Below are 23,150 nucleotides of genomic sequence, written 5' to 3' on the forward strand. Positions count from 1 at the left end.
GGCCACGCGGGCTACGTGGACCACGGGGGTTACGGGGGTTACGGGGACTACGGTGGGGCCACGTCCACCGGGCGGGTGCGGGGGCGCGCGTCCACCCGGGTGGGCGCGGGGCGGGTCCGGAACCGGCGATCGCGGCCCAACGTGCCCTGCGCACCGGCGCCGTGAGAGAGGGGCAGCAATGGATCGAGGTACCCGCGGCGAACTCATGGGCCAACTGGCCGGGGCGATCGGGGCCGTCACGACCGCGCACCCGGTGCGGGTCGCCGTCGACGGGCCGCCCGCCGCCGGCAAGACCACGCTGGCCGACGAACTCGCCGTCGTCCTGCGGGCGCAGGGCCGCGAGGTCATCCGCGCGACCGTCGACGACTTCCTCTTCCCCCGCGCACAGCGCTACCGACGCGGCCGGTACTCGGCCGAAGCCTGCTACTTCGACGCCCACGACCACGTAGCGCTGCGCCGGGTCCTGCTCGACCCGCTGGGCCCGGGCGGGCACCGGAGGTTCCAGCACTCCGTCTACGACAAGGACACCGACCGCGCGCTGTCGCTGCCGCCCACGACCGCCCCCGCGAACGCCGTACTCCTCTTCGACGGCGTCTTCCTCCTGCGCCCGGAACTCGTCGACCGATGGGAGCTGCGCATCCTCGTATCCGTCCCCTTCGAGCAGACGGTGGGCCGCGCCCGGGACCGGGACACGGCCCAGGCCGGGCCCTCCGCCGATGCCGCCGACGTCGAACGGTCCTGGCGCGAGCGCTACATCCCCGCCCAGCGGCTCTACGCCGCCACGGCCCACCCGGCCGACCACGCCGACTTCATCGTGGACAACGCCCAACTCCGGCGCCCGGCCTGGGAAGCCCGACCACGCTGACCGGCACGGCAGGAGACACGGCAGGAGACGACGACGGCTCGCCGGCGATTCAGCGTCGCGCGGAGTCGAGAGGGGAGGACTCTCCGAGAGGGCGGGTCTCGCCGAGAGGGCGGGACTCGTCGAGATGGCGGGTCTCGCCGAGGCTGACGACCTGGCGGTTGTGGTAGAAGTCGTCCTCGCGCAGCGTGGTGATGCTGCCGGAGGGGGCCCGGAAGCCGACGTAACCGGCCGACTCGATCGGCATCCTGATCCAGGACGCCACGACGAAGGTCAGTGAGCCGCCGTGCGTCACGACGATCTGGTGTGCGCACGGACGTCGCAGGATGTCGTCCATGGCCGCGTAGACGCGCCGCGCCAACTCCGCCCTCGTCTCGGCGCCTTCCACGCCCTCGTCGTGGTCCATCCGTTCCCCGACCGCCGGCGGCGGGACGAAGCGCCGGTCCAGCCACTCCTGCGGCCTTCCCCCCGCCTGACCGTAGGACTTCTCCCGCAGCCTGCGGTCGAGGACCGGCCGCACGCCGAACACGTCGGCCACTTCCTCGGCGGTCCGCCGGGTGCGCCGCAGATCCGAGGAGAACAGCTCCACCTCGGCGCCGTCCGGCACCCGGGCCCGGAGCGTTCGGGCGATGGAGACCGCCGCGCGGACTCCGGCGGGCGTCAGGCGCGAGTCGTGCCACCCGCCGACGACCCCCTCGACGTGGTGCGTCGCCTCGGGATGCGTGACGACGTGGACTGTGCGCACGAGAGTCCGCCCTTCGGGTCGATGACGTCCTGCCGACCGGCACCCAGCCTGGCACGCGCGACCGGCCCTTCTCAGGGTGTCAGTAGGCGCGGCGATACTGCGGCGGGATGCGTACCTCGGCTCCCAGTGCCTTGGCGGCGTCGAGGGGCCAGGTCGGGTGGCGCAGGAGTTCGCGGCCGATCAGGATCGCGTCGGCCTCGGAGTTGGCGAGGATCTTGGCGGCCTGGTCGGGCTCGGTGATCATGCCGACGGCGGCGACCGGCACTCCGGTCTCCGCCTTCACCCGCGCGGCAAAGGGCACCTGGTAGCCCGGCCCGACCGTGATCTTCGCGTCGGGGACGATGCCGCCGCTCGACACGTTCAGCAGGTCAACGCCGTGGTCGGCCAGCAGTGTCGCGAGGCGGACGGTGTCGTCCACGGTCCAGCCCTCGCGGTGGTCCGAAGGGTTCTCGGTGAGCCAGTCCGTCGCGGAGACGCGGGCGAAGAGCGGCAGGTCGTCGGGCCAGACGGCACGCACGGCGTCCACGACACGGAGGGCGAACCGGGTCCGGCTCTCGAAGGAGCCGCCGTAGGCATCCGTGCGGTGGTTGGTGACCGGCGACAGGAACTGGTGGATCAGATACCCGTGTCCGGCGAGCAGTTCGACCACCTGGTACCCGGCCGCGGCCGCCCGACGCGCCGCCGCCGCGAACTCCTCGACGATCCGGTCGATGTCGGCGAGGGTCAGTTCGCCGGGGCCGGCCGGCCGCCAGCCGCCCTGCTCCGGACCGAGCCGCTTGCCGCCCAGCCACTGACGGTCGGTCGACCCCTTGCTGCCGGAGTGCGACAGCTGGATGCCGGGCACGGCGCCCAGCGAGGTGACCAGAGCGGTGATCCGCTGGAACCCGGGAAGCTGCGCGTCGGTCCAGATGCCCAGGTCGTAGGGGGTGGTCCGGCCGGTGGGGCTCACCCCCGTGCCCTCGGTCAGGATCAGGCCGGCGCCACCGGCCGCGCGGGCGCCCTGGTGCGCGAGGTGCCAGTCGGTGGGAACGCCGACGGCCGGCCCCTCCGACCCCGCGCTGTACTGGCCCATCGGCGGCATCCACACGCGGTTGGGGATGGTCAACGCTCGCAAGCGGAAGGGCTCGAACAACTGGCTCATGGAGATGTCTCCTCAGGGCACGGCCGGGGCGGCCCGCCTTAGTTCGACGATTAACGTATTACGAGATTCATCGAACATCAAGGTTCGAGATTTGTCGAACTACGAGATCCGTCGCAGTAGACTCGCCGTATGCCTCCTCACAGCGCCGGCGCGGCAACTCCGAGCCGGCAACTGGACCATCCCGAGCCCGCCGACATCCGGCTGGAGGCGGTGCTGCACGCCTGCGCCGACCCGATGCGGCTCCGCATCATCCAGGCGCTGGCCGCCGACGCCGCGTCGGCTTGCGGGGAGATCGGGCTCGTGTGCAGCAAGTCCACCGCCACCTACCACTTCCGCGTGCTACGCGAAGCGGGCGTGATCACCCAGCGCTATCAGGGCACCGCGAAGATCAACGAACTGCGCCGCGCCGATCTGGACGCGGTCTTCCCCGGGCTGCTGGACACGCTGCTCGCGTCGGCGGCCGCGCAGTCCGGCAGGTCCAGCGAGTCCTGAGGGGCGGAGCGCGCTCCACCGGGTCTGCCACCGGGTGAGCCGGTGGGTGCGGCGGGAGGAGAGCACGGGCACGGGCATCGCGTCCGTGGACCGCGGGCGCGGGGTCAGGTCAGGATGATCGGGTTGGTGAGTGCGGCGGCGGCTCCGTCGGGGTGGCGGACCTCGACGCGGACGAACGCCGAGTCCTCCGCCGTCGTCTCCCACCGCACCACGCCTGGCCCGTCACCGGGGAGCGACGCGCGGTGCGCCTTTCCCCGGTCGGTGTGGAAGCTGACGGTCGCCGTCGGCACACCGCGTACGGCTGCCCGCACTTCGACCGGCCGGCCCCGGGTGGCGAGCCGTTCTCCCACCCCGGCGACGCGACCATCGGCGCCGGCGGTGAAGGACACGTCCACGTCCGCCGACCCGGCGATCCAGCTGCGGCCCGCGCGGATCGCGGCCAGGACCGCCTGCGTACTCAGCTCCTCGGCGAAGACCACGGTGTGGGGGATGCCGATCTGCCCCTCCAGGTGCGTGTCGCTGTTGCCCATCGCCGGCCGCCACGCGCCCGTCCGGAGGTCCGCCGCCAGGCCGCGTCCCCACTCCGCCAGGGCGGCCTCGTTGTCGGCGTTCCAGGGCTGGTCCGACGTCCAGAGCCCGTTCCACACCTCCACGACGTCGAAGCCCCGGAAGGGGAACGTGAAGTCGCCCGACGGATAGGGCGCGTGCGGGTGCGCGGCCACGCACAGGCCCCCGACGCGATGGACCTGGCCCAGGCACCGGTCGACCAGTCCGTCCCTGACCTGGTGGTTCCAGTCGACGACCTGGCCGGGGTCGATGCCGAGCGCGAGCCAGTGCCCGGTCTTCGTGACCACCTCCTCACCGAGGACGATCAGGAAGTCGTCGGCGGCCAGATGTCCCCACGCCCCGGGCGCGGCAGCCGAGTTGTGCTCCGTCGTCGCGATGAAGTCGAGCCCGGCGGCGCGTGCCCGGACGGCCAGTTGCTCGGGCGTGAGTTCCCCGCCGCCCGACCGGACGGAGTGGACATGGCAGTCCCCGCGGTACCAGGCCGCCCCGCGTCCGACCGCCCGCACCGGCGGGAAACCCGCACTGGACAAGTGTTCTCCCTCCGAGGTCCTGCCGAGCCAACGCGCGGGCCGAGCAGCCGGTTCCGGCCACCGCGGCGCCACCGCCACCCCAAGGCACGGCACGCCACGCCACGGCCCCCCGGGCGTACACCCAGGGGGCCGACGGTGCCGGGCGGCGCTCAGTAAGCGACGTCCCCCACGCTGGCGCGGTCGAAGTGCAGGTAGAACTTCGTACCGTCAAGGACTCCGGTGGCGGCCGTGCCCCAGGTCACGGCACTGATCCAGGTGGCCTTGTTGCAGGAGTTCGTCGCCTGGAAGCATGTCTGGACCCACAGGCTGTTGTTGGGCCTGACATTGATGTCCGCGCAGACCGACGACGTGGTGACCCAGCCGCTCGACGGCCACCTGTTGTTGCCGCTGGTGGAGTAGATGTTCGAGCTTCCGTAGCAGTCCAAGGGCGCCGCCGCGCTGGCCGACGAGCCGGCCGCGACCGTCAGCCCGCTCGCCGCGAGCGCGACGGCCGCCAGCGCGGTGATGCCTCGTGAACGGATACGCATGTTCCCTCCCGTCTGTGGAGCGGCAGGCCAGGACACCGGGCGGTGCCGAGCCGGCCGATCCCTCGTGTGGTTGCCTGCGGGGTGCCGCCGGGTCGTCAGTCCGTGGTGGGTACGTAGAGGTAGCAGCCGGCACCGACGTAGCCGAGCATCTGGTCCCCGGTCGCCGGTCCGACGACGCCGTCCACGCTCAGGTGCGGGTTCATGCCCGTCTGGTTCCACCACTGCTGGAAGGACTTGACGCCCGAGTAGGTCCGGGGACCGAACACGCCGTCGACGGTGACGTGGGCGGGGGCCGGCGAGTTGTCGATGGCCTCCTGGACGCACTCCACCCCGTTGTGCGTGTTCGCGTAGCCGTATCCGATCCAGCCGGCACCGGTCGTCGCGCCGGCGGTGCCGACGAACCCGCCCACGGCGCACACCAGGGCGGTGGCCGTGATCGCCGCTCCGCGGGCACCCGCTCTCATCCGCTTCATTCCCCGTCCTCCCCGTCCTCCGCAGCGCGCGGCCACACCGTGGGACCGCGCACCCCGTGATCCGATGTTCGGGTCCCACGGTGCGGCAGAAGCCCCGCCGGGTCATTGACGGTGCGCGCACCGCACTTGGCACTCCGCGCAGGAACGACGACCAGGACCCGGACACGTTCATCCCCCGGACCGGCGGCGCTCCGTGCCTCCGCACCCCCGCTCGGGCCGGCCGACACGCGGGAGCGCGAGGTCAGACGTGCGGGGTCCGGGCGACGGCGTGCGCGGCCGTCCACCGGTCGACGCGTTCCCACTGGGTGAGCAGCCAGTCGCTGCGGGCCTCCTCGCCCGGCGGAATCGCGGCGGCCGGTATCCGCCACCAGTGGGCCCGCACCCCGCGCGTGAACGGAAGGACGGACCAGGCGGTCCGGACCGAGTCGATGACGTCGAGCCCGGCATGGGTGACGAAGACGACGTCCGCAGTGGGCGCGGCGGCCAGCGCGGCCAACGCCCCGCCGTCGCGCGGCGGCAGCACGTAATGCAGCCGGGACGCGCGGGCGGCGCGGCGGTAGAGGCCGCGGCGGCGCAGCATGGCGATCACGCGGCGGTGGCGGCGCGGGGTGAAGTTGCCGCCCTCGGGGAAGAGCACGAGCGCGTCGCCGGGGCGCAGTCCTGCCGCGAGATCGGCGATGCCGTCGACGGCGGTGCCCGAGGCGGGCGGCACGAAGCAGTGCGGCACCCGGCCGAGGAGCACGTCCAGGCAGGGGTCGGCGCGCAGCGCGCCCTTGAGCACGGTGTGCGGGCGCAACCCGGCCTCGGTGAGCAGGATCTGGAGCAGCAGGAAGGAGTCGCCGAGACCGGCGTGCCGGACGAGTACGAGCAGGGGCGCGCGACGCGGGTCGCTCCCGGGCGCGACGCGTTCGTACGGTCGGCCACCCATCGGGGCGCTTGCCCGCGGGGCGCTTCCACCGGAGCCGTCGCCATGCGAGGCGTCACCGTGCGAGACGTCGCCACCCGGGCCGTCGCCACCCGAGCCGCTTCCGCGCGGGACGGCCGGAGTGACCTCGACCCTGAGCCGGAAGACGTGTTCCGCGGCCCGGCGCAGGACAGCCAGCAGCCGGGCGAGCGTACGGAACGCGGTGTCCTCCCGCCGGCGTCGGGCGGCCGGGCGCGGGGACGGGTCGCGCAGGAACACCACGGTCGCCGTCACCAGCCCGGCCAGGTCCGCCAGCAGGTAGAGCAGCGCGAACCCGGCCACCCGGGTCTGCCGCCACGGCCCCCGGGTGGCGAGGGAGACCGGCGCGCCGAGCACGGTCACGGCCACCAACAGGGCCGCCGTCAACGGGATCAGGGCCAGGAGCAGCGCGGTGGTGGCCGCCCGCCGCCCGAGGGTCACCGCGAGGGACACGGCCGAGGCTGCGGAAGCGGAGACGGAGGCGGACACGGAGGCGGGTGCGTCCGACGGCACGGACGCGGCCGCGGACGCGGACGGGTGGGGCGGGGGTGTCGTCATGCGGGGGCGCCGCCTTTCGGGGCGAGGGCCGTGTCGAGGTAGCGCGAGGACGCCGCGTAGGCGCGCTCGATGCGTTCCGCGGTCGCCCCGAACGCGGCGCGCCTGCGGAGTTGGCGCAGCGTCCCGCCGGTCTCGTCACGGGTGGAGGCGCTGGGCAGCACGTGCACGGTGACGTCCGGCGGCAGGTCGGCCATGTCCCGGGCGAAACGGTGCCTGCGGGCGATCTCGAAGGCGACGGTGGCGACTTCCCACGGCAGCCGGGGCGGAGTGAGCGCGTGCTCGACCCGGCCGACCTGGAGCACGTAGATCTCGCGGGCGCCGAGCGCCACCGCCCGGCCGACCGGGATGCTGTTGACCAGCCCGCCGTCCACGAAGTGCGCGTCGCCCAGCCGGACCGGCGGCAGCAGCCCCGGCACCGAGCAGGACGCGAGCACCGCGTCGGCCAGCGGTCCGCCGTCGAACCAGTGCTCGGCCGCGTCCTCGATCCGCGCCGCGACGCACTGGAACGGTACGGCCAGGTCCTCGATCCGGGTGACCGGCAGATGGGTGCGCAGCAACGTACGCAGGGGCGCCGCCGCGTAGAGGTGGGTGCCGCTGCGCAGCGCCGTGGACAACCGCGCCGCCAGCGAGCCGGTGAAGACCCCGGCCCGGCCCAGCCCCGTCCACAGCTCCTCCAGTCGGGCCACCGCGGACTGCGACGGGTCCGCCGCGACCGCCGCGCCGTTGATCGCCCCCACCGACGTGCCCAGCACCAGGCCGGGCCGCACCCCCGCGGCGAACAGCGCCTTCAGCATCCCCACTTCGTGCGCCCCCAGCGCCCCGCCGCCGCCGAGTACGAACGCCCGCCCGCCCTCGTCTCCCGCGCCGCTGTCCATGCCACCCCGCGTGCCCCGCCCCACCGGCCGCAATCCCGCCGGGCACCCGGCCCTACCGGCACCCGGCACCGAGCCACCCGCGCACCCGGGCTCCCCCGGCCACCCGGCCACCGGGTCCGCCCCCTTGACGCGGTGTCAGCCCCGGCCGCCGCGCACCCGCCCGTGCAGGTGCATGTCGTGCCAGCCGTCCGCGTGCCGCGCCGCCCCGCGGCGTACGCCCTCCTGCGCGAAGCCGGTCGCGACCGCCACCCGGCAGGACGCCGGATTGGCGGCGGAGTGCGCCAGTTCCAGCCGGTGGAAGCCGCCGTCGCCCAGCGCCCAGGCCGCGAGCGCGCGGACCGCGCCGGAGCAGACGCCGGTGCCGCGCGCCGCCGGGACCGTCCAGTAGGCCATCTCCGCCTGCCCGTCGGCGAGGTCGAACGCCTTCAGCGCCACGCGGCCCAGCAGCGCGTCGGTCGCCGCGTCCGCCACCGCCCAGTGCCCGCCGGTCTCGGCGGGCCAGGCGTCGCGCCACTGCTCGATCCACTCCCCCGCCTCGGCGACGGAGTCGGCGCGGCGCACGTGCCAGCGCTGGATCTGCGGGTCCTGGTAGGCGGCGTGGACGGCGCCGGCGTCGTCCGGCCGCCAGGGCCGCAACTGCCGCCCGCCCTCGACCGGGAGGACCGGCTGCCCGGTCGAACGAAGTGCGCCGGCGGGTATCGCGGGGGTGGCCAGAGAGGGCATGCTCGTATTGTCTCCACCCGGCCGGGCCGCCGCGGGCCCTCCCGGACGGGCTCCCCGTGCTCCTCCCGGGCGAGCCGCGGGCCGGACCGCTCCCCCGGGCCACCCGGGCGCCGCGCACCGGCAACTCCGGTTCCCCAGATCCCCCTTGAGGACCTGAGACGTTTCAAAAGTGCATAGAATAACCGCGCCGAGCAGGCTCCGCAATGGGGCGTACCGGCACGATTCGGAGACGATGCCCACCGCCCGGCTCCGCCCGCCACCGAACCCCCGCGGACCATGATCGTATCCGCGACCGTACACAAGGCCCGGGTCCCGCCTCCGACGCCCGCCGCGACCAGGGCGGTTGGCCGTCCGGAGGGAACCCGTCAGGTCCGGGCGCACGCGCGGGCACCCCCGCCGGGCACCCCCGCCGCGCCCGCCGGCGAGCGCCCCGGGAGCCCGCGCCGCCGGCCCGTACGGCGGCCCCCGCGGGCCGACGCGCCCACCAGCGCTCTTCCCCGCCAACGGATATTACGTGCGGGACCCTAGACGTCACGTGACGCAGGACATAGTCTCGCGTCCGTCAACTTTTGTGAAACGTTCCAATTTACCGGTGGCCCGACGTTCGGACGGAGGGCACGACGAGTCCCGGACGACGTTCCGGGGAGGGGGTGGGCACACATGTGGCGAGCCCGCCGCGCAAGCGCACCACACCAAGACGAGGACCTGGCACGATGAAAGATCCCGTAGGCAAGGACCCGCTCCTCGTCCTGGAGCAGGCGGCAAAGCGCTTCGGCGCGGTGCGCGCGCTCGAGGACGGGTCGGTCACCCTGTACCCAGGCGAGGCACACGCCCTGTTGGGCGAGAACGGCGCGGGCAAGTCCACGCTGGTGAAGATCCTCGCCGGCGTGCACCAGCCCGACAGCGGCCGGCTGCTGATCGGCGGCACCCCGGTCGTCCTGTCCGGGCCCGCGGCCTCCCGCGCCGCCGGGGTGTCGATCATCTACCAGGAGCCCACCCTCTTCCCCGACCTCACCGTCGCGGAGAACATCTTCATGGGCCGCCAGCCGCGCCGCGCCGGCCGCCGGATCGACCGGACCGCGATGAACAAGGCGGCCGTCGCGGTCTTCGAGCGGCTGGGCGTCCAGTTGGACCCGCAGCGCCAGGCCCGCGGCCTGTCCGTCGCCGACCAGCAGATCGTCGAGATCGCCAAGGCGCTGTCCCTGGACGCCAAGGTGCTGGTGATGGACGAGCCGACCGCCGCGCTGACCTCGGTGGAGGTGGAACGCCTCTTCGACGTGATGCGCACGCTGCGCGAGCAGGGCGCGGCGGTGCTGTTCATCTCGCACCGGATCGAGGAGGTGCTGGCGAGCTGCCAGCGCGTCACCATCATGCGCGACGGGCGCTTCGTGAGCACCGCGCCGATCGAGGACGTGACCGCCGACTCGATCATCCGCTCGATGGTCGGCCGCGAGCTGGGCACGCTCTTCCCGAAGACGCAGACCGACCCGGGCGCGACCGTGCTGGAGGTCGAACGCCTCACCCGGGAGGGCGTCTTCCACGACATCAGCTTCACCGTGCGCAGGGGCGAGATCGTCGGCCTGGCCGGGCTGGTCGGGGCCGGCCGCAGCGAGGTCGCCCGCGCCGTCTTCGGCATCGACCGGTGGACGTCGGGCACGGTCAAGGTGGGCGGCAGGAAGCTGCGCAACGGCAACCCGGCCGACGCGATGGCCGCCGGCGTGGCGCTGGTCCCCGAGGACCGCCGCCAGCAGGGCCTGGTGATGGACATGGGCATCGACCGCAACGTCGCGCTCGCCTCGCTGGAGCGGCTGGGCCGGTTCGGGCTGATCCAGCGCGGCTCGGAGCGCGAGCTGGCACTGACCTGGGCGGAGCGCCTGCAGTTGAAGTTCGGCCGGATGAGGAACCCGGTCGCCACCCTGTCGGGCGGCAACCAGCAGAAGGTCGTGCTCGGCAAGTGGCTGGCCCGCGGCCCCTCCCTGCTGATCATCGACGAACCGACCCGAGGTATCGACGTCGGGACCAAGGCCGAGGTGCACCGCATCCTCGACGGACTGGTGGCCGACGGGATGGCGGTGCTGATGATCTCCTCCGAACTGCCCGAAGTGCTGGGCATGGCCGACCGGGTGCTGGTCCTGCACGAGGGCCGGATCACCGCCGAACTCAGCCGCGCCGAGGCCGACGAGGACTCGATCATGCGCGCCGCCACCGGATACGCGGCGGTGGCGTCATGACCGCACAGCTCACCGCGCCGGCCCCGGCGCCCGACACCCAGCGCTTCGCCCGCGGCGCCGCCCTGCTGCGGGCCCGGGAACTGGGCATCGGCGTCGTCATCGTGCTGGTCTTCGTCGCCACCACGATCAGCAACCACGCCTTCGCCAACCCGCACAGCATCCAGCAACTGCTCACCGGCGCCTCGCTGATCGCGCTGCTCGGCGTCGGCGAGACGATGGTCATCGTCACCCGCAACGTGGACCTGTCGGTCGGCTCGGTGGTCGGCCTGTCCGCGTACGTCGTCGGCGACGTCTTCAAGCACCACTCCGGCTTCCCGGTGCTGCTGGGCTACGTGCTCGGCATCCTGGTCGGCGCCCTGGTCGGCTCGATCAACGGCCTGATCACGGTCGTGACCCGGGTGCCGAGCCTGGTGGTGACGCTCGCCATGCTCTACATCGTCCGCGGGGTGGACGGGGTGATCGTCGACGGCAAGACCATCGACCCGGGGGCGATCCCCAAGTCCTTCACCGAGGTGGGGTACCGGACCTTCCTCGGTGTGCCGTGGCTGGCCATCATCGTGGCGGTCGTGGTCGCGGTCGTGGGGTACGCGATGCGCTCCTTCCGGGCCAGCCGCGACCTGTACGCGATCGGCTCCAACCCGGAGGCCGCCGCACTGGCCGGCATCCCCGCCGGGCGACGGGTGTTCACCGCCTTCCTGATCAGCGGCGCGCTCGCCGGCCTGGCCGGGTCGCTGTTCCTCGCGCTGCACGCCCAGATCGACGTCACCGGCGGCAACGGCTACGAGCTGACGGTCGTCGCCGCGGTGGTCGTAGGCGGGGTGGCCATCTTCGGCGGCAGCGGCACCGTGCTGGGCGCCGCCCTCGGCGCTCTGCTGCTCAACACGATCAACCAGGCGCTGGTCGCCGCGAAGATCTCGTCCTTCTGGAACGAGGCGATCGCCGGCGGGCTGCTGCTGGCGGCCATCGCCTTCGACCGCTGGCTGGGCCTGCGGGTGGCCCGCAGCCTCCAGTCCGCACAGGGAGCCCACCGTGACGCCTGACATCACCACCACGAAACCGGCCACCCCCTCCTACCAGGGTGCCGACGACGCCGGGCAGCCGTTCTGGCGCGGGCTGGTGCGCTGGGAGACCGCGCTGGTGTTCGTCCTGATCGCGGTGCTGATCTTCGGGTCGGCGCAGTCGTCGGACTTCCTGGACGGCACCAACTTCTTCTACATCAGCCTGAACATGGGCGAGATCGCCATCATGGCGCTGCCGTTGACGCTGATCGTGATGACCGGCGAGATGGACCTGTCGGTGGCCTCGATGCTGGGGCTGTCCGGCACCGTGATGGGCTCGCTCTTCCACGACGGCTGGTCGGTGTGGGCCGCGATGGCGGCGGCGCTGGCGGTCGGCGCGGCCGGCGGCGCGCTCAACGGCCTGCTGGTGTCGAAGATGGGGCTGCCGTCGATCGCGGTGACGATCGGCACGCTGACCCTCTTCCGCGGCCTCTCCGAGATCGTGCTGGCGCCGCGCACCATCACCGGGTTCCCGATGTCGCTCACCAAGATCGGCGTGATGCCGGTGCAGGGCACGAAGATCGCCTGGTCCGCGCTGATCTTCCTGGTGCTGGCGGTGATCTTCGGGGTGATCCTGCACGCGACCTCGCTGGGCCGCTCCATCGTGGCGATCGGCCTGCAACCGGAGGCCGCCCGCTTCTCCGGGGTGCGGGTCGACCGGGTCAAGTTCGGGCTCTACGTGGCCTCCGGCCTCTTCTGCGCGCTCGCCGGCATCCTGTTCACCCTGAAGAACTCCTCGGTCAGCTACGACGCCGGCACCGGGCTCGAACTCAACGTGGTGGCGATCGTGCTGCTCGGCGGAGTGTCGATCTTCGGCGGCCGGGGCACCGTGATCGGCGTGGTGCTCGCGGTGGTCATCGTCGGCTGCCTCCAGCAGGCGCTGACCCAGATGGGCGTCCAGCCGGAGGTGCAGAACATCGTCACCGGCGCGCTGCTGCTGGTGAGCGTCGTCGTGCCCAACGGCGGCGAGCTGGTGCGCCGGATCAGAGCCCGCGCCAAGCGGGGCCCGCTGCCCGCCGCCTGACCCGCCGCCACCCGGAGCCCGCGGCTCCACCCGGCCACCCCGTCCGGAGCCGCGGCTCCACCCCCGCCACCTCGTCCGGAGCCGCGGCTCCACCCCCGCCACCTCGTCCGGAGCCGCGGCTCCCCGCCGCTTCCTCACCGGCCGGCACCCGGCGGCGCCGGCCGTTCCGTCCGACCCTCTGAAGAAAGACAGTCACGTGACCATCAGCAGAACCGTGCGCCGCAGGGCGACCGCACTCCTCTCCCTTTCCGTTGCCGGCCTCATGCTCGCGGCCTGCGGCTCCTCCTCCAACGCCGGCGCCGACCCGACCGGCAAGCCGACCGCGACCGGCGTCAAGAAGGGCCTGACGGTCTACTTCATCCCCAAGGACACCCAGAACCCGTACGAGGTGCTGGCCGACGCCGGCGGCAAGAAGGCGCTGGAGGAGCTCGGCGGCAAGGTCGTGGTCTCCAGCGGCACCGCCGACACCGCGGCCGCGCAGATCCCGTCGATCCAGACCGCGATCCAGAAGCACGCCGACGCCATAGTGATCGCCGGCAACGACCCGTCGGCGCTGTGCCCGTCGCTCAACCAGGCCGCTGCCGCCGGGATCAAGATCGTCTCGTTCGACTCGGACATCTCCTGCGGCACCACCCCGAACCACCTGTTCATCAACCAGGCGGACACCGAGACCATCGGCACCTCCGAGGTCGACCTGCTCGCCAAGCAGATCGGCAGCAGCGGCCAGGTCGCGATCCTGTCCGCGGCGGCCAGCGCGACCAACCAGAACGCCTGGATCAAGTACATGAAGCAGCAGCTGACCAAGTACCCGAACATGAAGCTGGTCAGCACGGTGTACGGCAACGACGACCCGGCCACGTCGCTGACCGTGCTGCAGGGCCTGCTGTCGGCGTACCCGAACCTCAAGGGCATCATCTCGCCGACCACCGTGGGCATCTCGACCGCGGCGCAGTACCTGTCCAACCACAAGGACGTGGCGAAGAAGGTCACGCTCACCGGACTCGGGCTGCCCTCGCAGATGAAGTCCTACGTCAAGGACGGCACCGTGAAGTCCTTCGAGCTGTGGGACCCCAACCAGCTGGGCTACCTGGCCGGTTACGCGGCCGCGTCGCTCGCGTCCGGCAGCGCCAGCCTGCAGACCGGGTCCAGCTTCAAGGCGGGCACGCTCGGCACGTACAAGGTGCTCGCCCCGACGAGCGGGGTCGGCCCGTCGGTGGTGCTCGGCCCGCCGACCGTCTTCGACGCCTCCAACGTCGACAAGTTCGACTTCTGATGCCGCGGGGCGCCCGGCCGGTCCTGTCCTGGGGCCGGCCGGCGCCGGCGGCAACCGGGGCGCCCCGGCGCCGCGGAGAGCACAAGGGAACGACGATCGGATGAACCGCTACTGCTTCCTGCTACGGGTCAGGCCCGACCGGCTCGACGAGTACCGCGAGCGGCACGCGCAGGTCTGGCCGGACATGCTGCGCGCGCTCGACGCGGCCGGCTGGCGCAACTACTCGATCTTCGCCGCCGACGACGGGCTGATCGTCGGATACGTCGAGGCCGACGACCTCGCCGCCGCGCAGGCCGCGATGGCCCGCACCGACGTCAACGCCCGCTGGCAGGCCGAGATGGCCCCCTACTTCACCGGCCTGGACGGGCAGCCGCCGGACGAGGGGTTCGTGCTGCTGCGGCAGATCTTCAACCTCGACGACCAACTGCACGCCAGTGGAGAAGGACCCGGCCGATGACCACGACTTTCGACTCCCCCCAGCCCGACGGCCCCGCGCGGCAGCCGGGTTCCGCGCCGCCCTCCGCCGCGCCGCCCTCCCCGGCGCCGCCCTCCGCCGCGCCGCCTTCCGCCCTGCCGGCCGGGCTGCGGCGCATCACCGCCCGGCGCACCAAGGTCGGCCTGGTGGCCGGCGGACTCGGCGCCTACTGGCCGCAGTTCCCCGACCTGCTGCCCCAACTCCAGCGCTCCGCGGACCGGGTGGCGGAGCGGATGCGGGCGCTGGACTGCGACGTGGTGGACGCCGGGTTCGTCTCCGACGCCTCCGACGCCGCGCGCGCCGCCGAGACGCTGCGGGTGGCCGGCTGCGACATCATCGTCGGCTTCCTCACCACCTACATGACCGCGTCGATGCTGGTGCCGATCGCGCAGCGCAGCGGCGCTCCGGTGCTGCTGATCAACCTCCAGCCCACCGAGGCGATGGGCCACGCGACCTTCGACACCGGTCAGTGGCTGGCGTACTGCGGCGCCTGCCCGCTGCCGGAGATGGCCAACGCCTTCCTGCGCTGCGGCATCGACTTCCGCTCGGTGTCGGGGTACCTGGAGGACGAGCGGGCCTGGGCCCGGATCGGCCGCTGGATCAAGGCGGCCGGGGTGCGCGGCGCGCTGCGGCACGGCCGGCACGGCCTGATGGGGCACCTCTACCCGGGCATGCTCGACGTGTCGACCGACCTCACGCTGGTCCCGGCGAACTTCGGCGGCCACATGGAGGTGCTGGAGTTCGACGACCTGCGGGTGCGGGTCGCCGCGGTCAGCGACGCGCAGGTCGAGGAGCGGATCGCGCTGGCCCGGGAGGTGTTCGACCTGGACCCGACGGTCCAGGAGGAGGACTTCCGCTGGGCGGCGAAGGTGTCGGTGGGGCTGGACCGGCTGGCGGACGACTTCGCGCTGGACAGCCTCGCCTACTACCACCGCGGCCTGGAGGGCGAGCAGCACGAACGGCTCGGCGCCGGCATGATCCTCGGCGCGTCCCTGCTCACCGCGCGCGGCGTGCCCACCACCGGCGAGTACGAACTGCGCACCTCGCTGGCCATGCTCATCGTGGACCGGCTCGGCGGCGGCGGCTCGTTCACCGAGCTCCAGGCGCTGAACTTCCGCGACAACGTGGTGGAGATGGGCCACGACGGCCCGGCCCACCTGGCGATCAGCCAACGGCGGCCGCTGCTGCGCGGCCTGGGCGTCTACCACGGCAAGCGCGGCTGGGGCGTGTCCGTGGAGTTCGACGTGGCGCACGGCCCGGTCACCACCTTCGGGATCGCCCAGCAGCGCGACGGCGCCTTCAGGTTCGTCGCCTCCACCGGCGAGGTGGTCCCCGGGCCGCTGCTGGAGATCGGCAACACCACCTCGCGGGTCGACTTCGGCTGCGACCCGGGCGAGTGGACCGACGCGTGGAGTGCCACCGGCATCTCGCACCACTGGGCGCTGGGTGTCGGCGACCTGCTGCCCCAACTGCGGGCGACCGCCGACCTGCTGGGCGTGGACCTGGTGGAGGTCGCCTTGTGAGCACCGATCCGAACTGTCAGCAAGAACCGTCCGCACTGGAAAGCAGGTCCGCCCATGGCCGGTCGTGAGGCAGCCAAGAACGTACTGCGCGCGCAGCGCATCGAGTTGCCGTCGTGGGCGTTCGGCAACTCCGGCACCAGATTCAAGGTCTTCGCCCAACAGGGCGTGCCCCGGGACCCGTTCGAGAAGATCGCCGACGCGGCCCAGGTGCACGCCTTCACCGGGGTCGCGCCGACCGTCGCCCTGCACATCCCCTGGGACGAGGTCGCGGACTACGCGGAGCTCGGCCGCGCCGCGGCGGACGCCGGCATCACGCTGGGCACCGTCAACGCCAACGTCTTCCAGGACGACGACTACCGGCTCGGCAGCGTCACCAACCCCGACCCGGCTGTCCGGCGCAAGGCGCTCGACCACCTCTTCGCGTGCGTGGACGTGATGGACCGGACCGGCTCGCGGGATCTGAAGCTGTGGTTCTCCGACGGCACCAACTACCCCGGCCAGGACGACATCAGGGCCCGGCAGGACCGGCTGGCCGAGGCGCTCGACGCGGTGTACGCGCGGCTGTCGGCCGACCAGCGGCTGATCCTGGAGTACAAGCTCTTCGAGCCGGCCTTCTACACCACCGACGTGCCGGACTGGGGCACCGCCTACGCGCACTGCCTGCGGCTGGGCGAGCGGGCGCAGGTGTGCGTCGACACCGGGCACCACGCGCCGGGCACCAACATCGAGTTCATCGTGGCGTTCCTGCTGCGCGAGGGGAAGCTCGGCGCGTTCGACTTCAACTCCCGCTTCTACGCCGACGACGACCTCATGGTCGGTGCCGCCGACCCCTTCCAGCTCTTCCGCATCCTCTTCGAGGTCAAGCAGGCGGGCGGGCTGGCGGAGGACTCCGGGATCGCGTTCATGCTCGACCAGTGCCACAACATCGAGCCCAAGATCCCCGGCCAGATCCGTTCGGTGATGAACGTGCAGGAGGCCACCGCGAAGGCGCTGCTGGTCGACACCGAGGCACTCGCCGCGGCGCAGGCGGCCGGTGACGTGCTGGGCGCCAACGGCGTCCTGATGGACGCCTTCAACACCGATGTGCGCCCGCTGCTGGCCGAGTTGCGCGCGGAGTCGGGGATCGACCCGGACCCGATGGCGGCGTACGCGCGGTCCGGCTACGCCGAGCGGATCGTCGCCGACCGGGTCGGCGGCACCCAGGCCGGCTGGGGCGCCTGAGCGCGCGTCCGTCCCCGCGTCGGCGGTACGGCCCGGGGCGGGTCCGGCGGTTCGCCGGTCCCGCCCCGGGCCGTTGACCGTCACCTGTCCCGGGATCTCAGCGGACGGTGACGGTGGTGGCGCTGTGCACGCTGCGGGCCGGGAGGGTGACGGTCAGGGTGTGGTCCGCCGCGCTGTAGTGCCAGGCCGTCCTGGGCAGCCGGACGCCGGTGGCGGCCACCGCGCCGGGCGCGGAGATCCCGCGGAAGGTCACCGTCCACTGCCGGCTGGTGACCTGGCCGGGGAAGGAACCGTCGGCCGCGCCGATCCGCAGGGTGTGCACTCCCTTGCGCTCGCTGTAGTGGACGGCCGTGGTCGCGGAGCGGGCCGGCACCGCGGAGGTGCCGTCGTCCTCGTAGAGCTGGAACGAGCCCGACGCGCCGCCGGTGACGGTGAGCGTGACCTTCTTCAGCGGGCTCTTCGCGTCGCTGCTGACGTGGTCGGTCCTGGTCGGCACGACCGCGCCGGCCCGGACGAACACCGGCATCGTGTCGAGCCCGGTGGTGATGGTCTGCGTGGTGCCGCCGGGGTAGGTCTGCCCGGTGAAGTAGTCGGTCCAGGTGGTGCCCGGCGGCAGCCACACCGAGGTGGTGGCGGTGGTGCCGGGCGTGGTGACCGGCGCGACCAGCACGTCGGGCCCGTACATGTACTCGCTGCCCGCCGTGGTGTAGGCGCTGTCCTCCTCCGGGTACTGGAGGTACATCGGCCGGACCACCGGGACGCCGGTGGCGTTGGCCTGCTGGGCGAGGGTGTAGGTGTACGGCAGCAGGTCCTCGCGCAGGTTGAGGAACTTGTCCGCGGAAGCGCGCGCGTCCGTGCCGTACTGCCAGGGCAGCCGGTCGCTGTGGTTGCCGTGCAGCCGGTCCACCGGCTGGAAGGTGCCGAGTTGGACCCAGCGGGCGTACAGGTCGTCGGGGAGCTTGGTGGTGGACTTCTGCTGCCCGCCGTCGGAGTACGTCTCGGAGCCGGTCAGCCCGGTCGCGTCGTTGAAGCCGCCGATGTCGTGGCTGACCGCGGACAGGCCGGTGGAGGCGGACTCGCCCGGGGTGTAGCCGACCTCGAACTTCAGGGTGCCCCAGGTGGAGGAGGTGTCCCCGGTGAAGTGGACGGTGGTGCGCTTGTCCGCCCACGGTCCGGTCGGCAGGCCGGTCGGGCTGCTGTAGCCGCCGGACTGGAGTGACCCGAAGGCCCGGGAGAGCACGAACCCGCGCCCGACGGTCTTGTCCGCGTCGGTGGCGTACTGCTGGTTGATCCAGGCGTCGGGGGTGACACCGGCCAGCGTGGACTGCGAGTTGTCGCAGCACCAGTCCAGCCACCAGAAGTCCGCGCCGGCCTGCTCCATCGTCTGGTGCAGCCCCAGGTACGCCTTGAGCTGGTCCGGGTCGCCGAAGTCGAAGGTGTACGTGCACACGTCGCCGTCGCAGCCGCTCTTGGCGAGCTTGTTCTTCGCGGTGGACTCGGCCTGCGCGAACTGCGGGTCGGTGCTGACGATGCTCGGGTGGATGTTGAGCGTGTTGTGCAGCCCCTGGCCGGCCGCCCAGTCGAAGAACGCCTTCGGGTCGGGGAACTTGGCCGGGTCCATCTCCCAACCGTCCCAGGTCGCCGGTGACTTGAAGTCGGTGTCGGTGACCAGGACGTCCAGCGGGTCGCCCTCGGAACGGAACGCGGGCAGGATGGTGTTCTCGTAGTCGGCCGCGGTGCGGTCCAGGTACTCCGAGTACCAGACCCCGTAGGCCCATTCGGGCAGCAGCTCGGAGGGGCCGGTGAGGGTGGCCAGGTCCGTCAGCGCCTGCTGGTAGTCGTGCCCGTAGCCGAAGAGGTAGCCGTCCTGGTAGGGCGCGCCGCCGTGGCCGGGTCGCGCGGAGGCCGTCCCGGTCGCGGTGGAGTACAGCGCCGAGGAGGTGTCGTCCAGCAGGTACCAGCCGTCCCGGTAGAGCAGGCCGGGCGTGATGGACGGGTCGCCGTTGTCGCCGTTGACCCCGTCCAGGCCGCGGCGGTAGCCGCCCAGGGCGATGTGCGGCGCGGGCGCGGGCGCGCTCTGGTCGCTGACGGACACCGTGTCGGCGTTGACGTGGCAGCTGGTCGCGTCCGGGCAGCCCAGGGTGATGTCGTCGGTGCCCGCGGTCAGGGTGACCGGGACCGACGCGGTGCCCCAGGTGTCCCAGTCGGCGGTGGCCGGCAGGCTGAGCGTCGTGTCGTCGCCGCCGGCCGTGACCGTCATGGTGCGGGTCTGGTGCAGGCCGTCGCCGCCGACGCCGTTGGCGTAGCGCACCCGCAGCAGGTAGGTGCCGTCGGCCGGCACCCCGACGATCCGGTGGGTCAGCCCGGCGCCCTGGTTCAGCTCCGCGACGAAGCCGGCCCCGGAGTAGCCCTGGTGGTTCGTGGCGACCACCGCGGAGCCCGTGGCGCGGCCCGCCTCGGACTCGCAGCTCACCCCGAACCGGCAGTCCGTGATCGCGGTGGCCGACGTCCCCGGGTAGGACGCGCCGGGCGTGACCACCGCGACGCTGTCGAGGTTGACGTTGCCGGAGTCCGCGGCGGCGTGCGCCAGCGTCACCGTGTGGTGGCCCGCGGTCAGGTCGATCGGCACCCGCGCGACGGCCCAGGTGTCCCAGTCCGCGGTCACCGGCAGGCTCACCGTCCGCGCCGTGCCGCCGTCCACCGTCAACGACAGCGTGCGGGTGGTGTTCTTGCCGTCGCCGCCCAGCGCGTTGGCGTACCGGGCGTCGAACTCGTAGGAGCCCGCCGACGTGGCGTCCACGTCGGCGGAGACCGAGTCGCCCTGCGCGGTGAAGCCGGCCAGGAAGCCGGTGCCGGTGGCCCCGGTGTGGTCCGACGCGGTGCTGACGCCCGCGGCCGAGAGGTCCTCCGCCTCGCACAGCGCGCCGACCGTGCAGGTCAGCCCGTTCCACGGGGTGGCGGTGACCGGGGTGGTGCCCGCGTTCTGGTCCACCGTGAGGTTCTGCGCGGTGAAGGCCCCCGAGTCCACCTTGTACCGCAGGGTCACCTTGCTGGTGGTGAGGGTGAGCCAGCCGTCGGAGGTGCTGGAGGTGTACGGCGTGCTGGTGAAGGAGTCCCGGCCGATGGCGTTGAAGGTCGGGCTGTCGGTGAACTGCCCGTCGCCGGCGTACTCGGTACGGATCAGCGTCGGCGACAGCACCTCGAACCGGGCGTCGCCGGACGTCACGGTCGGGATGCGGGGGTGGGCCGTGCCGTGCGCGGACGCCGCCTGTCCGGTGCCGGTGAGCACCGTGGCGGCGGCCGCCGCCGCGGCCACGACCGCGATCCGCCGCCGTACGCCGATCGCCCGGCGGCGCGACCTCGCCGCGCTCATCGGGTCACGCTCAGCAGGGCGAAGACGCCGCCGATCACCGGGCGCGCCTGGAAGCCGCCGGCCGGCCGGTCGTTGACGGTGTCGTACCAGTCGGTGAACGGCACCCGGGACGGCGTGGTGTGCGCGAACGCGTAGTACGAGTCGATGAGGTAGGCGCTCACGGGGTGGTCACGCAGCCAGGCGGCGGTCCACATCTCCCAGTCTCCCTTGGTGTAGGCGTGCCGGACGTCCAGCGGGATGCCGTAGGGGTTGACCTGGGTGAGGTACCACGCCGCCTCCTCGGCGGCGACCGAGGACGGCACCAGGCCGAGGCCGAGCAGCGCGTCCGGGTAGCCGTTGTACTTCAGGCTCCAGGTGCCCGGCTGGTCGTAGGCGAGCTTGAGGTGGTCGGGGGTGGTGTCCTGCGCCTTGCCGGTCCACTGCCCGATGTAGTCCTTGGCGACGCCGAGGTAGCGGGTGCGGTCGGCGGCGTTGCCGGCCGCGGCGGCCACCTGGCTCATCGCGCCCAGGCCGAGGATGCCCTTCAGGGCGAGGTTGGCGCTGTGCCCGATGAAGCCGGTGAAGTCGTCGGTCTGGTTCTGGAAGCCCGGGTCGAGGGCGTTGTCGACCAGGTAGTCCGCCCACTGCTTGAGGATCGGGTAGTGCCCGGTGGCGAAGGCCCGCCCGGCCGAGGCGGACGCCCCCTTCAGGTAGGCCGCCGACATCAGCAGCATGTTCGCGGACTCCTCGACGGGCATGTCCTCCTCGTTGCCGTCGTTGTGGCCGGCGGCGTTCGGGTAGGAGGAGCCCAGGTCGTGCTCGGCGAACTCCTTGGGCCAGCCGCCGTGTTCGGCGTACTCCAGCACCGGCGCCAGCAGCAGCCCGAGGTAGGCCGGGTCCGCCCAGGCGAAGACCGGCATCGCCGGGTAGAGCAGGTCCACGGTGGAGACGTTGCCGGAGGAGGAGATCTCCTTCAGCATCGCCCACGGCTTGCCGTCCTTGCTGACCAGTTCGGTGCCGCCGTACGCCTGCCGCAGCGCCAGCGCGCACAGCGCCGCGTACTTCGGGCCGCCGGCCGCCGTCGCCTCCTGGCGCACCTTGCGGTCGAGCGCGGCCGTACGGGTGGCGGCGGTGGCGAGGTCGCCGTGGAAGAAGGCCGCCATCTGCTGCCAGGTCGGCCAGTACGACTTCCACAGCGGCGGCAGCGGCGTGCCGAGGTAGCTCACCGCGGGCTCGCGCACATGGCCGACGGACAGCACCGCCTGCTGCGCGGTGCGGTGGACGCTGCCGAGGTCGAAGTGGAAGGCGAAGACCGGCCAGGCGTCGTTGATCGCGCGCGGCTGGCGGGTGTCGGCGCTGCCGGCGAGCTTGCCGTCGGTCAGGGCGCCCGGGCGCACCACCGTGTCGGCGCCGATCTGCCAGGTCAGCCCGGGGCGGTTGGTGGCGCTCCACACCACGGTGCCCCAGGTCGCCATGTCCCCGTTCTCCGCGAGGGACTTGGTGCCGTCGGGGGTGAACGACAGCGAGGTGAGCGAGCCGCTGCCGGCGCCGGCCACCTGCTCCCCCGACCAGCCGATCTTCGTGCCGGAGTCGCCGTGCGCCCACTCGCCGGAGATGTCGAGGTACAGCTTCACGTCGTGCGCCGCGCCGTCACCGCTGCGCGCCTCCGCCGTCAGGTACGACAGCGGCACCGACTGCCGGCGCAGGTCGCCCGGCTCCACCGGGGACAGGAAGGTCAGCGTCAACTCCACGCCGGCCGCCTCGTACTGGAACACCGAACGCGTCGCGGTGGTGGTCAGCGAGCGCTGCGCCATGCCGCGCAGCACCTGCCCGTCGATGTTCGGCGCGCCCAGGAACAGGTACGGCACGCCGTCGATCTGCGCGATGCCGGTCATCGCGGTGGTGCGGCCGGTCCAGAACGTCGGCCAGGTGCCGGCGGTGTTGCTCGCCGGCAGCCAGGCGCTCAGATACGGCGAGCGCACCGCCAGCGGCACCGCCGGCGGCCGGATCGGGTCGAAGACGGTGTCCACCGCGGTGGTGCCGCCCGGCTTCCCGGACGCGCCGCTCCGCGCGGCGGCGAAGGAGGCGGTGGAAGCGGAGGAGGAGGGGGCCGCCGTGTCCGCGGCCCGCGCGCTGCCCGCGACACCCGGCAGCAGCCCGGTGCCCGCCGCGCCGAGCCCGACGACGCCGGCCGCTCCCGTCCAGCGGATCAGGCCGCGCCGGCTCATCCCCTGCCCCGGCCCGGCGGCGGCAACGGTGGTGTCGGCGTCTGCGTCGGCGGCGTCGGCGGCTTCCACGGGCGGCGGGCCGTCCGGCGGCCCGGTGACGGGTGGGGCCACGTCGTTGCTTCTGTATGTCATCGGTTTCCTCCAGGAACCGCTCCCGTGCGGAGCGGGATGGCAGGGGCGCGCGCTCCGGCCCGGGTGGGGCAGACCGAAGCCGCGGCTTGGGGCGTGCCCGTCGGAAGAGATTCCTACAACGATGTAAAGCGAGGCGAGATGATGACAGCACAGCCCAGATGTCATGTCCATCCCCTGTACCGGACAGATTTCCGCCG

At 72.8% G+C, this 23,150-nt stretch carries 19 protein-coding genes; 9 read left to right on the forward strand and 10 right to left on the reverse strand.

Features of this window, described 5'->3' with window-relative positions; genetic code table 11:
- Positions 1-178: 178 nt before the first annotated feature.
- The gene (locus ACIPAE_RS12575) at positions 179-865 is read left to right on the forward strand and encodes a cytidylate kinase family protein (RefSeq protein ID WP_402444818.1); all 687 of its coding nucleotides are present in this window, start codon (positions 179-181) and stop codon (positions 863-865) included.
- Positions 866-914: 49 nt separating this feature from the next.
- Here ACIPAE_RS12575 and ACIPAE_RS12580 read toward each other — a convergent pair whose 3' ends face one another.
- Both ACIPAE_RS12580 and ACIPAE_RS12585 read right to left on the reverse strand, forming a co-directional pair.
- Complete coding sequence (locus ACIPAE_RS12580) at positions 915-1,607, reverse strand: histidine phosphatase family protein (protein WP_402444820.1); 693 nt, start codon at positions 1,605-1,607, stop codon at positions 915-917.
- Positions 1,608-1,686: 79 nt separating this feature from the next.
- Positions 1,687-2,748 (reverse strand): NADH:flavin oxidoreductase/NADH oxidase, encoded by a 1,062-nt coding sequence (locus ACIPAE_RS12585; RefSeq protein WP_329362939.1) that lies wholly within the window; start codon positions 2,746-2,748, stop codon positions 1,687-1,689.
- A gap of 129 nt (positions 2,749-2,877) precedes the next feature.
- Here ACIPAE_RS12585 and ACIPAE_RS12590 point away from each other — a divergent pair, with 129 nt between their 5' ends.
- A complete protein-coding gene (locus ACIPAE_RS12590; RefSeq protein ID WP_366410896.1) occupies positions 2,878-3,240 on the forward strand; it encodes a helix-turn-helix transcriptional regulator in 363 nt (120 codons plus the stop codon).
- Positions 3,241-3,344: 104 nt separating this feature from the next.
- Here the strand turns inward: ACIPAE_RS12590 and ACIPAE_RS12595 are convergent, their stop codons facing one another.
- The 6 genes from ACIPAE_RS12595 to ACIPAE_RS12620 all read right to left on the reverse strand — a co-directional run bounded on the left by ACIPAE_RS12595 (position 3,345) and on the right by ACIPAE_RS12620 (position 8,436).
- Positions 3,345-4,337: a CehA/McbA family metallohydrolase gene (locus tag ACIPAE_RS12595; protein WP_402444822.1), complete on the reverse strand. Its 993-nt coding sequence runs from the start codon at positions 4,335-4,337 to the stop codon at positions 3,345-3,347.
- Positions 4,338-4,486: 149 nt separating this feature from the next.
- On the reverse strand, positions 4,487-4,864 hold the full coding sequence (locus ACIPAE_RS12600) for a hypothetical protein (protein ID WP_329362944.1): 378 nt from the start codon (positions 4,862-4,864) through the stop codon (positions 4,487-4,489).
- Positions 4,865-4,959: 95 nt separating this feature from the next.
- Positions 4,960-5,337 carry a peptidoglycan-binding domain-containing protein gene (locus tag ACIPAE_RS12605; RefSeq protein WP_329362947.1) on the reverse strand — a complete coding sequence of 126 codons (378 nt, stop codon included), beginning with the start codon at positions 5,335-5,337 and terminating at the stop codon, positions 4,960-4,962.
- Positions 5,338-5,578: 241 nt separating this feature from the next.
- Complete coding sequence (locus tag ACIPAE_RS12610) at positions 5,579-6,838, reverse strand: 1-acyl-sn-glycerol-3-phosphate acyltransferase (protein WP_402444825.1); 1,260 nt, start codon at positions 6,836-6,838, stop codon at positions 5,579-5,581.
- Complete coding sequence (locus ACIPAE_RS12615) at positions 6,835-7,713, reverse strand: patatin-like phospholipase family protein (protein ID WP_329362950.1); 879 nt, start codon at positions 7,711-7,713, stop codon at positions 6,835-6,837. Before ACIPAE_RS12615 ends, ACIPAE_RS12610 begins: the two co-directional genes overlap by 4 nt.
- A 135-nt stretch (positions 7,714-7,848) precedes the next feature.
- On the reverse strand, positions 7,849-8,436 hold the full coding sequence (locus tag ACIPAE_RS12620; protein ID WP_402444826.1) for a GNAT family N-acetyltransferase: 588 nt from the start codon (positions 8,434-8,436) through the stop codon (positions 7,849-7,851).
- 713 nt (positions 8,437-9,149) lie between these two features.
- On the opposite strand from ACIPAE_RS12620, the gene ACIPAE_RS12625 reads away from it, so the two are divergent.
- The 7 genes from ACIPAE_RS12625 (at position 9,150) to rhaI (ending at position 17,241) form a co-directional block, all read left to right on the forward strand.
- A complete protein-coding gene (locus tag ACIPAE_RS12625) occupies positions 9,150-10,667 on the forward strand; it encodes a sugar ABC transporter ATP-binding protein (RefSeq protein ID WP_402444828.1) in 1,518 nt (505 codons plus the stop codon).
- Positions 10,664-11,707 carry an ABC transporter permease gene (locus ACIPAE_RS12630; protein WP_328471668.1) on the forward strand — a complete coding sequence of 348 codons (1,044 nt, stop codon included), beginning with the start codon at positions 10,664-10,666 and terminating at the stop codon, positions 11,705-11,707. The genes ACIPAE_RS12625 and ACIPAE_RS12630 overlap by 4 nt, the downstream gene beginning before the upstream one ends.
- Positions 11,697-12,749, forward strand: coding sequence for an ABC transporter permease (locus ACIPAE_RS12635; protein ID WP_329362955.1), 1,053 nt, complete (start codon positions 11,697-11,699; stop codon positions 12,747-12,749). Before ACIPAE_RS12630 ends, ACIPAE_RS12635 begins: the two co-directional genes overlap by 11 nt.
- A 262-nt stretch (positions 12,750-13,011) precedes the next feature.
- Entirely contained in the window at positions 13,012-14,022 is a 1,011-nt protein-coding gene (locus ACIPAE_RS12640; RefSeq protein WP_402445048.1) for a substrate-binding domain-containing protein, read from the forward strand.
- Positions 14,023-14,122: 100 nt separating this feature from the next.
- Positions 14,123-14,479, forward strand: coding sequence for an L-rhamnose mutarotase (locus tag ACIPAE_RS12645; protein WP_366410901.1), 357 nt, complete (start codon positions 14,123-14,125; stop codon positions 14,477-14,479).
- A complete protein-coding gene (locus ACIPAE_RS12650) occupies positions 14,476-16,020 on the forward strand; it encodes an arabinose isomerase (RefSeq protein WP_402444831.1) in 1,545 nt (514 codons plus the stop codon). The genes ACIPAE_RS12645 and ACIPAE_RS12650 overlap by 4 nt, the downstream gene beginning before the upstream one ends.
- A gap of 54 nt (positions 16,021-16,074) precedes the next feature.
- Positions 16,075-17,241, forward strand: a complete 1,167-nt coding sequence (gene rhaI, locus ACIPAE_RS12655; RefSeq protein ID WP_328471658.1) for an L-rhamnose isomerase — start codon at positions 16,075-16,077, stop codon at positions 17,239-17,241.
- Positions 17,242-17,338: 97 nt separating this feature from the next.
- On the opposite strand, the gene ACIPAE_RS12660 is transcribed toward rhaI, so the two are convergent.
- Together ACIPAE_RS12660 and ACIPAE_RS12665 are read right to left on the reverse strand one after the other, a co-directional pair.
- On the reverse strand, positions 17,339-20,614 hold the full coding sequence (locus tag ACIPAE_RS12660) for a TIM-barrel domain-containing protein (RefSeq protein ID WP_329362959.1): 3,276 nt from the start codon (positions 20,612-20,614) through the stop codon (positions 17,339-17,341).
- Positions 20,611-22,953: a glutaminase domain-containing protein gene (locus ACIPAE_RS12665; RefSeq protein WP_402444834.1), complete on the reverse strand. Its 2,343-nt coding sequence runs from the start codon at positions 22,951-22,953 to the stop codon at positions 20,611-20,613. The genes ACIPAE_RS12660 and ACIPAE_RS12665 overlap by 4 nt, the downstream gene beginning before the upstream one ends.
- Between the last annotated feature and the right edge of the window lie 197 nt (positions 22,954-23,150).

This window comes from Streptomyces sp. NPDC087270, from assembly GCF_044744625.1.
Taxonomy (GTDB): domain Bacteria; phylum Actinomycetota; class Actinomycetes; order Streptomycetales; family Streptomycetaceae; genus Actinacidiphila.